This is a genomic window from Pseudomonas sp. FEMGT703P, assembly GCF_002786345.1.
Classification (GTDB): domain Bacteria; phylum Pseudomonadota; class Gammaproteobacteria; order Pseudomonadales; family Pseudomonadaceae; genus Aquipseudomonas; species Aquipseudomonas peli.
This window is the reverse complement of the sequence record NZ_PGCM01000005.1, coordinates 231,892-244,142: the sequence shown is the minus strand read 5'-3', so window position 1 is coordinate 244,142 and position 12,251 is coordinate 231,892. Positions and strand designations below refer to the sequence as shown.

Below are 12,251 nucleotides of genomic sequence, written 5' to 3'. Positions count from 1 at the left end.
AGCCTTTCTCCGGTCATCCAGAGCGGGTATCATGCCCACCCTTTTTCGCACTCTCCTATTTGTTCAACAGCTGGTCTCTTGAGCAGGGAAGCCCTATGTCGGCGCTACGCATCGGCCCTTATACATTGCAAAATTCGCTGATTCTCGCCCCGATGGCGGGGGTCACTGATCAGCCGTTTCGACAGCTGTGCAAGCGTATGGGTGCGGGTCTGGTGGTGTCGGAAATGGTCACCAGCGATGTGCGCCTGTGGAACACCCGCAAGTCGAGCCTACGCATGATGCACAGCGGTGATCCCGAGCCACGCTCGGTACAGATCGCCGGTGGTGATCCCGAAATGCTCGCCGAAGCGGCGCGGCGCAACGTGGAAATGGGCGCGCAGATCATCGACATCAATATGGGCTGCCCGGCCAAGAAGGTCTGCAACAAGGCCGCCGGTTCCGCCCTATTGAAAGACGAAGTGTTAGTCCGCGAGATTCTTCAGGCTGTGGTCGCCGCCGTAGATGTGCCGGTGACCCTGAAAATCCGCACCGGCTGGGACCGTGAGAACAAGAACGGCATTGCCGTGGCGAAGATCGCCGAAGACGCCGGCATTGTCGCGCTGGCCGTGCATGGCCGCACCCGCGCCGACCTGTATATGGGCGAGGCCGAGTACGACACCATCGCCGCGATCAAGCAGGCGGTGTCAATTCCGGTGCTGGCCAATGGCGATATCGATTCGCCGCAGAAGGCCAAAATGGTGCTCGCCGCCACTGGCGCTGATGGCCTGCTAATCGGTCGCGCGGCTCAGGGCCGGCCGTGGATATTCCGTGAGATCGAGCATTACCTGTGTACCGGTGAACAGCTCCCGGCACCTAGCCTGCTCGAAGTGGAACGCATTCTGCTTGAACATCTGGCTGCACTGCACGCCTTCTACGGCGATGTAATGGGCGTTCGCATTGCCCGCAAGCATGTCAGTTGGTATCTCGCAACCTTGCCGGGCGCCAGGGAGTTCCGCGCCCAATTCAATCGTCTGGACAGTACGGACGCGCAGTGCACCAACGTTCGCGAGTTCTTCAGCGAGCGTCATAACAATGGAGAAGGGGTGGCCGCATGACGATGTTGACTGAGACTTTAGGAAGTGGAATGGCTCCCGTGAGTGACAACAGCAGCTTGAAGCAGCATCTCAATACGCCAAGCGAAGAGGGGCAAACCCTGCGCGGCAGCGTTGAGAAGGCTCTGCACAATTATTTTGCCCATCTTGAGGGCGCAGACGTCAGTGACGTGTACAACCTGGTGCTCACCGAAGTGGAAGCGCCGCTGCTGGAAACCGTGATGAACTACGTCAAGGGCAACCAGACCAAGGCCTCCGAGCTGCTCGGCCTGAATCGCGGCACCCTGCGCAAGAAGCTCAAGCAATACGACCTGCTGTAACCCCGAACTCCCGAAAAGGGCGGCCCACATGAGCCGCCTTTTTTGCTGATATCCCTGCTCTGATGGATTCTGAAATGACCGACCAGACCACCCGCCTCCCCGTTCGCCGCGCCTTGATCAGTGTTTCCGACAAGACCGGCATCCTCGAGTTTGCCCGCGAGCTCGTCGCCCTGAACGTGGAAATCCTCTCCACCGGCGGCACTTACAAGCTGCTCAAGGACAACGGCATCGCTGCTGTGGAAGTCGCCGACTACACCGGCTTCCCGGAAATGATGGACGGTCGCGTCAAGACCCTGCACCCGAAGATCCACGGCGGCATCCTCGGCCGTCGCGCCATCGACGGCGCGGTAATGGATGAGCACGGCATCAAGCCAATCGACCTGGTCGCGGTCAACCTCTACCCCTTCGCCGCCACCGTAGCCAAGCCGGGTTGTGACCTGGCCGACGCCATCGAGAACATCGACATCGGCGGCCCGACCATGGTTCGCTCTGCCGCGAAGAACCACAAAGACGTGGCCATCGTGGTCAACGCCAGCGACTACGCCGGCATCATCGAGTCGCTGAAAGCCGGCGGCCTGAGCTACGCCCAGCGCTTCGACCTGGCGCTGAAAGCCTTCGAGCACACCGCCGCCTACGACGGCATGATCGCCAACTACCTGGGCACCATCGACCAGAGCCGCGACACCCTGAGCACCGAAGAGCGCGGCGCGTTCCCGCGCACCTTCAACAGCCAGTTCATCAAGGCTCAGGAAATGCGCTACGGCGAGAACCCGCACCAGAGTGCGGCGTTCTACGTGGAAGCGCAGAAGGGTGAAGCCAGCGTGGCCAGCGCCATTCAGCTGCAAGGCAAAGAGCTGTCGTTCAACAACGTGGCCGACACCGACGCCGCGCTGGAATGTGTGAAGAGCTTCGTCAAACCGGCCTGCGTAATCGTCAAGCATGCCAACCCGTGCGGCGTGGCCGTGGCCCTGGACAGCGAAGGCGGCATCCGCCAGGCCTATGAGCTGGCCTACGCCACTGACACCGAGTCGGCCTTCGGCGGCATCATCGCATTCAACCGTGAGCTGGACGGTGCCACCGCCCAGGCCATCGTCGAGCGCCAGTTCGTCGAAGTGATCATCGCCCCGAAAATCAGCGCAGAGGCTCGCGCCATCGTCGCCGCCAAAGCCAACGTACGCCTGCTGGAATGCGGCGAATGGCCGGCCGAGCGCAGCGCTGGCTGGGACTTCAAACGCGTCAACGGTGGCCTGCTGGTGCAGAGCCGCGACATAGGCATGATCAAGGCCGAAGACCTGAAGATCGTTACTCAGCGTGCGCCGAGCGAGCAGGAAATCCATGACCTGATCTTCGCCTGGAAAGTGGCCAAGTTCGTCAAATCCAACGCCATCGTCTACGCCAAAGGCCGCCAGACCATCGGCGTCGGCGCCGGCCAGATGAGCCGCGTCAACTCCGCGCGCATCGCCGCCATCAAGGCCGAACACGCCGGGCTGCAGGTCGCCGGCTCGGTCATGGCCAGCGACGCCTTCTTCCCGTTCCGCGACGGCCTGGACAATGCGGCGGCCAATGGCATTACTGCGGTGATCCAGCCGGGCGGCTCGATGCGTGACAACGAAGTAATCGCGGCTGCCGACGAAGCCAATATCGCCATGGTGTTTACCGGCATGCGCCACTTTAGGCACTAAAATCGGCCGCACTCGGACAGGCATCTGCGGCGTTGTCCGGCCCCCCCATGCTCATTGCCAGAAGGCAACTCCGCTGGGTGAAGGGCCGGACGCCTTGCATCTACCAGCCCGATCGCGACCTCGAAATTTGTAGGGTGGATAACGCTTCGCTTATCCACCAAACGGCCATACGCCGGCCTCCATTGGGAGAGAAACATGAACGTATTGATCATCGGCAGCGGCGGTCGCGAACACGCCCTGGCCTGGAAAGTGGCACAAGACAAGCGCGTCACTAAAGTCTTCGTCGCCCCCGGCAACGCTGGCACCGCCGTTGAGCCCAAGTGCGAAAACGTCAACATCGATGTGCTGGCTATCGAGCAGCTGGCCGATTTCGCTGAGCAGAACGTGCAGCTGACCATCGTTGGCCCGGAAGCGCCGCTGGTTAAAGGCGTGGTCGATCTGTTCCGTTCGCGCAAGCTGGATATCTTCGGCCCAACCGCCGCCGCTGCGCAGCTGGAAGGCTCCAAGGCCTTTACCAAGGATTTCCTGGCACGCCAGAACATCCCAACAGCCGACTACCAGAACTTCACCGAAGTCGAGCCGGCCCTGGCCTACCTGCAAAAAGTCGGCGCGCCGATCGTGATCAAGGCTGACGGCCTGGCTGCGGGCAAAGGCGTGATCGTCGCCATGACCCTGGCTGAAGCCGAGGACGCCGTACGCGACATGCTCGCTGGCAACGCTTTCGGTGACGCGGGTTCGCGCGTGGTCATTGAAGAGTTTCTGGACGGTGAAGAAGCCTCCTTTATCGTCATGGTCGACGGTGAGAACGTGCTGCCGATGGCCACCAGCCAGGACCATAAGCGCGTCGGTGACGCCGATACCGGCCCGAACACCGGCGGCATGGGCGCTTATTCGCCAGCTCCGGTGGTCACCGCAGACGTGCACCAACGCGTGATGGACGAAGTGATCTACCCGACCGTGCGCGGTATGGCGGCAGAAGGCAACGTCTACACAGGTTTCCTCTACGCCGGGCTGATGATCGACAAGGCCGGCAAGCCCAAGGTTATTGAGTTCAACTGCCGCTTCGGCGACCCAGAAACCCAGCCGATCATGTGCCGCCTGGAAAGCTCTCTGGTTCTGCTGGTCGAAGCCGCACTGGCCAAGGCGCTGGACAAGGTCGAAGCCACCTGGGACCCACGCCCAACCGTGGGTGTGGTGATCGCCGCTGGTGGTTATCCGGCCGATTACGCCAAGGGCGATGTGATCGAAGGTCTGGATGCTGCCGCGCAATTGGAAGGCAAAGTGTTCCATGCGGGCACCGCTCTGAAGGACGGCCAGATCGTCACCGCAGGTGGCCGCGTACTCTGCGCCACCGCAATCGGTCGTACGGTTGAAGAAGCTCAGCAGCAGGCCTACCGCCTGGCTGAGAAAATCCGCTGGAACGGCAGTTTCTACCGCAACGACATCGGTTACCGCGCCATCGCCCGCGAACGCGGGGAAAAATGAAGGTAAATAAAGGGTAAAACACGACAAAGGTGGCCAATTGGCCACCTTTGTCATATTTCCCTCGCGAACAGCTTGGCTATAATCCAAGCACTTATTTTTGAAGGGACTTCACTGTGCGCCGGCTGAGGATTGCCACCTACCTGCTACTCAGCACGCTGCTGATGGCGCTTACTGTAGCGTCAGCTCAGGCAGATGCGCAGGCGTCCTGGTCAAGCCTCACCGACCCGAGCGCTGAGCTGCAATTCAATGATGTACGTAGCCCCGAGCGCCAGGCGCAGTTCCGCTCAACCGACCTCACCCAGCTTTACACCCCTGGCGGCAACAGTGCGCTGTGGCTGCATCACCGCATGCCAGTCAACACTGATGCGCAGATGCTGCGGGTGTTCGCGCCCTATCTGGCCTATCTCGACCTGTACGTGCTGCAGGGCGATACGCTGATCGAGCAGGCGCACACCGGTAGTAACCTGCCATTTTCCAGCCGCCCCCTGGCCAGCCGCGACTTCCTCTTGCCGCTGCCAAGTGCTGAGCAGCCACTGGATATCTACCTGCGCCTGGCCTCGGAACATTCGCTGCGCCCTAGCATTACCCTGCAAAGTGCGCAGGCGATGGTCGCCGATGACAAGCGCCCATTGATGTTTGGCTTACTGCTCGGCTGCCTGGGTATGCTGGTGGCCTATAACCTTGTGCGCTTTGCCTATACGCGTGCTGTTAGCGGCCTGTGGCTGGCGGCCACCCAGGTCTGCCAGCTGGTGGCGGTGGTCAGCCTGCTGGGGATCAGCACGCCCTGGCTCAGCGAATGGCAAAGCCTGCAACCGCAGATTGCCAATCTGTCGATGCTATTGGCCGCACTCTGCGCCCTGTGCTTTACCGCCAGTTTTTTCCACAAGGTCTGCCCGAGCACGCCGCTGAACCACCTGCTCACCGGCGAAGTGGTGGTGATCAGCCTGGTCTGCGTGGCACTGCTGGTCGCAACCAATTTGCAGTTCAATCAACTGGTCTACCTGCTGAATGCCGTCGCCGGACTGAGCATCCTCATGGTTGCATTGACGCACTGGCGGCATGGCTACCAGCCGGCACGGCTGTTCAGCCTGGCAGTGCTACTTTTTTGTGCAGCCTTTATCTGCGCCCTGCCAATCCTGTTCGGCTACTGGGCGGTACAGAGTGAGTGGATCGCTTACGGCCTGCTCGCCACCACCGCCGTCAGCGGTTTTATCCTCAGCATGGCCTTGAGTGAGCGACAGCGACGCATCATGCAGGACCAGTTCAGCACCAGCCGCGCCCTCGCCGCCAGCTCCGCCGAATTGAAAGCCAAGGCGGAATTTCTCGCCAAGATCAGTCACGAAATCCGCACGCCGATGAATGGCGTGCTGGGCATGACCGAACTACTGCTAGGCACGCCACTGTCCGCCAAGCAACGCGACTACGTACAGACCATCCACAGCTCGGGCAACGAGCTGCTCACCCTGATCAACGAAATCCTCGACATCTCCAAGCTCGAATCCGGGCAGATCGAGCTGGATGACGTGCAGTTCGACCTTAATGCACTGATCGAAGACTGCCTGGATATCTTCCGCGCCAAGGCCGAGCAGCAGAAAGTCGAGCTGATCAGCTTTATGCAGCCGCAGGTGCCACGGGTGATCAGCGGCGACCCCACGCGCCTGCGCCAGACCCTGCTGAGCCTGCTGGACAATGCCTTCAAACAGACCGACGAAGGTGAAATCCTTCTGGTGGTCGCACTCGACACCAATACCGAACAACCGCGCCTGCGCATCGCTGTGCAGGACAGTGGCAAACCGCTGGATGCCAGCGAGCGCGACGCGCTGCTGAATGCCGAACTGCACAGCAAGGACTTCCTTGCCGCCACCAAAATCGGCGGCCGCCTCGGCCTGATCATCGCCCGCCAGCTGGTGCGCTTGATGGAAGGCGAATTCGGCATCCAGAGCGGCGGCAGCCAGGGCTCCACCCTGTGGTTGACCCTACCGCTGGACGCAACGCGACTGGAACAACCCACCGCCGACCTCGATGCCTCGCTGCAGGGCGCTCGCCTGCTGGTGGTGGACGACAACGACACCTGCCGCAAGGTGCTGGTGCAACAATGCAGCGCCTGGGGCATGCAGGTCAGCGCCGTGCCCTCAGGTAAAGAGGCCATGGCCCTGCTGCGGACCAAGGCGCATCTGCGTGAATACTTCGATGCGGTGCTGCTCGATCAGGACATGCCCGGGATGACCGGCATGCAGCTGGCCGCGCGGATCAAGGAAGACGCCAACCTCAACCACGACATTCTGGTGATCATGCTCACCGGCATCAGCAATGCGCCGAGCAAGATCATCGCGCGCAACGCCGGGATCAAACGCATCCTGGCCAAGCCGGTGGCTGGCTATACCCTGAAAACCACCCTGGCCGATGAACTGGCGCAACGCGGCAAGGGCGATTCACCGATGTTCAGCCCAACGCCGGTTAGCGCGCAGCTGAACGTGCCCAATGACTTCCGCATTCTGGTGGCCGAGGACAACACCATCTCCACCAAGGTGATCCGCGGCATGCTCGGCAAGCTGAACCTGCAGCCCGACACTGCCAGCAACGGCGAAGAAGCCCTCAGCGCGATGAAAGCTAAGCAATACGACCTGGTGCTGATGGATTGTGAAATGCCGGTACTCGACGGTTTCTCCGCCACCGAGCAGCTGCGCGCCTGGGAAGCCGCCGAACAGCGCACACGCACCCCGGTGGTGGCGCTCACCGCGCACATCCTCAACGAACACAAAGAACGCGCCCGCCAGGTTGGTATGGACGGGCATATGTCCAAACCGGTGGAAATGTCGCAACTGCGCGAGCTGATCGAACACTGGGTCGCCGAACGGGAAATCCGCCGCCAACGCGACGCCCTGCCTTCCTGAGGATACGGCCGGGATTGCCTGGCAGCCTCTACACTCTTACCCTGCCACCCTTCTTTATCGAGACGAGTTCTTTCCATGGCGTCCGCGCTGTTCAGCCTGTATTTGAAACTGCTGGTGCTCTATAGCCCGTTCTTCGTGCTGTCGTGCTTTATCGGCCTGAGCCGTGGCTACACGGTCAAGGAACGCAAGCGCCTGGCCTGGAAAGTCGCCCTCGGAGTACTGATCGCCAGCGTGCTGCTGTACTTGTTCGGTAAACACATCTTCACCCTGTTCGGCATCACCATCGACGCCTTCCGCATCGGCGCTGGCAGCGTGCTGTTTATCTCGGCCCTAGGCATGGCCCAGGGCAAGTCGGCAGTGCAGAGCGATAACGTGCAGCAGGACGTAACCATCGTGCCGCTGACCATCCCGCTCACCGTCGGCCCCGGCACCATCGGTGCGCTGCTGCTGATGGGCGCCAGCCAGCCGGACTGGGGCGACAAGGCCGTGGCCGTGCTGGGCATCGCCCTGGCCAGTCTCACGGTGGGCGTGGTGCTGTATATGTCCAACCAGTTCGAGCGCCTGCTCGGCGATCAGGGCCTGCAGATCGTCAGCCGCCTAATGGGGCTGTTTGTCTGCGCCCTGGCCGCGCAGATCATCTTTACCGGAGTCAAGAACTACCTAGCCCTCTGACCCAGCCCGGATGCGCTTCGGGCTGCACCACAAGCTGGCAATCGGCCCCGCTGCGGTGCACCAACCGTTCTGCGCCGCTCTCTGAAAAGCCGCAATACGCGGCTAACTCATTGAAATAGATCGACTTAGCAAACCTGGCACCAGGCTTGCTCTGATCACTCCATCACTTGGATACAAGATGGAATATCAGCGCATGTCCAACGCCCCGATCACCCTCACCCTCACCGACTGGCAACAGACCTACCGCGACGGCCAATCACCCGCCGAGCTGCTGCATAGCCTGCGCCTCGAACTGAGCACAGAGGACAATGCCTGGATCACCCTGGCCAGCGAAGTGCAGCTCAATGCCCAGCTCGATGCGTTGTCAGCGCTACTCGACGCCGCCAACGGCGAGCTGAGCAAGCTGTCGCTGTACGGCGTGCCCTTCGCCATCAAAGACAATATCGACGCTGCCGGCTGGCCCACCACCGCTGCCTGCCCGGAGTTCGCCTACACCGCTGCAGCCGACGCCACGGTGGTGGCCAAGCTGCGCGCTGCGGGCGCCATCCTGATCGGCAAGACCAACCTTGACCAGTTCGCCACTGGCCTGGTCGGCACCCGTTCGCCGTATGGCGCGGTGCGCAACAGCTTTAATCCGGATTACGTCAGCGGCGGTTCCAGCTCCGGCTCAGCCAGCGTGGTGGCGCGTGGCCTAGTGCCCTTCTCGCTGGGCACCGACACCGCCGGCTCCGGCCGTGTTCCAGCGGGCTTCAACAACATCGTCGGGCTCAAGCCGAGCAAGGGCTGGCTGTCAAATAGCGGCCTGGTGCCGGCCTGTAAAACGCTTGATTGCATTTCTGTATTTGCCCTGACCGTCAGCGATGCCCTGAGCGTGGCGCAGATTGCCGGTGGCTATGACGCAGCTGACCCTTACAGCCGCAAGAACCCCAATAGCGCCAAGGTCGGCATGCCGGCCAAGCCGCGCCTGGCAGTGCCAAGCAACCCCGAGTTCTTTGGCGATAGGCAGAACCAAGCGGTGTTTGAGCAGGCCCTGGCCAAGTTGCGCGAGTTGGGCGCTGATCTGGTGGAGATCGATTTCACGCCCTTCCAGCAACTGGCCGAGCAGCTGTATTACGGCAGCTGGGTCGCCGAACGCACTGTGGCGCTCGAAGACGTCGACCCGGCACATATCAACCCGGTGGTGCGCGGTATCGTCGAAAACGGCCATAAATACAGCGCCTGCGATGCCTACAAGGCCGAATACACTCGCGCCGCACTGAGCCGGACGATCAATGACGTGCTGGCCGGTTTCGATGCCCTGGTGGTACCGACCTCGCCGACCCTTCGCAGCCTGGCCGAGATGGACGCAGAGCCGGTGCTGTTCAACAGCCAGTTCGGCACCTACACCAACTTCACCAACCTCGCCGACCTGTCGGCCCTGGCCGTACCCGCTGGTATGCGTGCCGACGGTCTGCCCGCCGGTATCACCCTGATCGCTCCAGCCTGGCACGACCAGGCACTCGCCGCCTTTGGCCAGCGCTGGCAGCAGGCCCTCAAGCTGCCGCTGGGCGCCACGGGTAAAGCATTGCCCGAGCAGGCGCTGAGCAGCACGCCAGCCCCCGGCAGCGTGCGCGTCGCCGTAGTCGGCGCACACCTGACCGGTATGCCGCTGAACTTCCAACTCACCAGCCGCGACGCCGTATTGGTTGAGCAAACCACCAGCGCTGCCACGTATCGCCTGTATGCCCTGCCCGGCACTGTGCCGCCGAAACCGGGGCTGGCGCGGGTGGCCGAAGACGGCGCGGCGATCATCGTCGAGCTGTGGGATATCCCACAGGCGCGCTTTGGCGAATTCGTCGCAGAGATTCCCGCGCCACTGGGCATCGGCAATCTGCAGCTGGCCGATGGTCGCTGGGTCAAAGGCTTTATCTGCGAACCCTATGCGCTAGATGGCGCGCGCGATATCACCAGCTTCGGTGGCTGGCGCGCGTTTATCACCAGCCAGCAGCAGGGCTGACGCCATGCAACTGAGCGGCGCCGCCAGCAGCAGTAAGGAACGCCCGGACAACCTCGCCGAGCGCATCTACCTGCAGCTCAAGGACGACATCTTCGAGTTCCGCCTGCTGCCCGGTGATCGCTTCTCCGAAGGCGAGATCGCCGAGCGTGTGGCCGCCAGCCGCACCCCGGTGCGCCAGGCGCTATACCGCCTGCAGCGCGAGGGCTACCTGCAGGTGTATTTCCGCAGTGGCTGGCAGGTGATGCCGTTCGACTTCGCGCATTTCGAGGAGCTGTATGAAGTACGCATCGTCCTCGAACTGGAAGCCGTGCGGCGGTTGTGCGAACGCCCCCAAGACGAGCACAGCGACGCACTGGTGCAACTGCAGCGCACCTGGCTGGTGCAACCCGAGCAGCGTTTACAGGACGGCCGCGAAGTCTCGCGCCTGGATGAGCGATTTCACTGCCAGTTGCTGGAAGCCGCCGGCAACCGCGAGATGGCCCGCCTGCACGCCGAGGTGAGCGAGAAAATCCGCATTATCAGGCGCTTGGACTTCACCCAGAGCCCGCGCGTGGCGGCCACTTATGACGAGCATGGCGAAATTCTCGCGGCAATTTTGTCGCGGCGATGCGAAGAGGCACAGCTATTGCTCAAGACCCACATAGAGGTCAGCAAGGCCGAAGTGCGCAAGATCACCCTGCACATGCTGCACAGCGCGCGTCAGCGCACCATGCCGGCACCAGAGGTGAAGACCTGAAGTGAAGACCCAGGGCCCTGTCCTGTTTCAACTGCCAGACAAACAACTAAAAACCAGCAGCTCAAACACTTAAGTTCGTGAATGGAGATCGCACCATGCAACGTCGCAACCTGATCAAGGCCTTTACCCTCACAGCGTCCATCGCCGCCATGGGCATGACCTGGACCGTGCAAGCCGCCGAGACCATCAAAGTCGGCATCCTGCACTCGCTGTCCGGCACCATGGCCATTTCGGAAACCTCGCTGAAAGACATGGCGTTGATGACCATCGACGAGATCAACGCCAAGGGTGGCGTGAATGGCAAACAACTGGAAGCCGTAGTGGTCGATCCGGCCTCGAACTGGCCGCTATTCGCCGAGAAGGGCCGCCAACTGCTGACCCAGGACAAGGTCGACGTGGTGTTCGGCTGCTGGACCAGCGTGTCGCGCAAATCCGTGCTGCCGGTATTTGAAGAACTCAACGGACTGCTGTTCTACCCCGTGCAATACGAAGGCGAAGAGATGTCGCCGAACGTCTTCTACACCGGCGCCGCGCCAAACCAGCAGGCCATCCCGGCGGTCGAGTACCTGATGAGCGAAGATGGCGGCGCGGCCAAGCGCTACTTCCTGCTCGGCACCGACTACGTCTACCCGCGCACCACCAACAAGATCCTGCGCGCCTTCCTGATCAGCAAGGGCGTGGCCGAGAAAGACATCGAAGAGGTCTACACCCCGTTCGGTCACAGCGACTATCAAACCATCGTCGCCAACATCAAGAAGTTCTCCGCCGGCGGCAAGACTGCGGTGATCTCCACCGTCAACGGCGACTCCAACGTGCCGTTCTACAAGGAACTGGCCAACCAGGGCCTGGAAGCCACCGACGTGCCGGTGGTGGCCTTCTCCGTGGGTGAAGAAGAACTGCGTGGCATCGACACCAAGCCACTGGTCGGCCACCTGGCCGCGTGGAACTACTTCCAGTCGGTGGAAAACCCGGTCAACACCGAGTTCGTCAACAAGTGGAAGGCCTACGCCAAAGCCAAGAACCTGCCAGGCGCCGACAAGGCCGTGACCAACGACCCAATGGAAGCCACCTATGTCGGCATCAATATGTGGGCGCAAGCGGTCGAGAAAGCCGGCACCACCGAGGTCGACAAGGTTCGTGAGGCGCTCTACGGCCAGACCTTCGCTGCACCAAGCGGCTACACCCTGACCATGGACAAGACCAACCACCACCTGCACAAGCCAGTGATGATCGGTGAAATCCAGGAAGACGGGCAGTTCTCCGTGGTCTGGGAAACCAGCAGCCCGGTCCGCGCCCAACCGTGGAGCCCGTTCATCGAAGGCAACGACAAGAAGCCGGATTACGCGGTCAAGTCGAACTAAGTACCTGCCAGTAA

Annotated in this window: 9 protein-coding genes; all 9 read left to right on the top strand. The window is 61.7% G+C overall.

The window, feature by feature from the left end; translation table 11 throughout:
* The first annotated feature begins 95 nt into the window (after nucleotides 1–95).
* The gene (dusB, locus tag CUR33_RS04970) at nucleotides 96–1,094 is read left to right on the top strand and encodes a tRNA dihydrouridine synthase DusB (protein WP_289238876.1); all 999 of its coding nucleotides are present in this window, start codon (nucleotides 96–98) and stop codon (nucleotides 1,092–1,094) included.
* Entirely contained in the window at nucleotides 1,091–1,411 is a 321-nt protein-coding gene (gene fis, locus CUR33_RS04965; protein ID WP_090249568.1) for a DNA-binding transcriptional regulator Fis, read from the top strand. The genes dusB and fis overlap by 4 nt, the downstream gene beginning before the upstream one ends.
* A gap of 74 nt (nucleotides 1,412–1,485) precedes the next feature.
* A complete protein-coding gene (purH, locus tag CUR33_RS04960; RefSeq protein WP_289238875.1) occupies nucleotides 1,486–3,093 on the top strand; it encodes a bifunctional phosphoribosylaminoimidazolecarboxamide formyltransferase/IMP cyclohydrolase in 1,608 nt (535 codons plus the stop codon).
* Nucleotides 3,094–3,288: 195 nt separating this feature from the next.
* Nucleotides 3,289–4,578, top strand: coding sequence for a phosphoribosylamine--glycine ligase (purD, locus tag CUR33_RS04955; RefSeq protein WP_289238874.1), 1,290 nt, complete (start codon nucleotides 3,289–3,291; stop codon nucleotides 4,576–4,578).
* A 113-nt stretch (nucleotides 4,579–4,691) separates the two neighbouring features.
* Entirely contained in the window at nucleotides 4,692–7,472 is a 2,781-nt protein-coding gene (locus tag CUR33_RS04950) for a response regulator (RefSeq protein WP_448703126.1), read from the top strand.
* A gap of 75 nt (nucleotides 7,473–7,547) precedes the next feature.
* Entirely contained in the window at nucleotides 7,548–8,144 is a 597-nt protein-coding gene (locus CUR33_RS04945) for a MarC family protein (protein WP_090249576.1), read from the top strand.
* Nucleotides 8,145–8,337: 193 nt separating this feature from the next.
* Nucleotides 8,338–10,140: an allophanate hydrolase gene (gene atzF / locus CUR33_RS04940; RefSeq protein WP_289238873.1), complete on the top strand. Its 1,803-nt coding sequence runs from the start codon at nucleotides 8,338–8,340 to the stop codon at nucleotides 10,138–10,140.
* Between the two features lie 4 nt (nucleotides 10,141–10,144).
* The gene (locus tag CUR33_RS04935) at nucleotides 10,145–10,876 is read left to right on the top strand and encodes a GntR family transcriptional regulator (RefSeq protein WP_289238872.1); all 732 of its coding nucleotides are present in this window, start codon (nucleotides 10,145–10,147) and stop codon (nucleotides 10,874–10,876) included.
* A gap of 95 nt (nucleotides 10,877–10,971) precedes the next feature.
* Complete coding sequence (gene urtA, locus CUR33_RS04930; protein ID WP_160085629.1) at nucleotides 10,972–12,237, top strand: urea ABC transporter substrate-binding protein; 1,266 nt, start codon at nucleotides 10,972–10,974, stop codon at nucleotides 12,235–12,237.
* Nucleotides 12,238–12,251 lie beyond the last annotated feature (14 nt).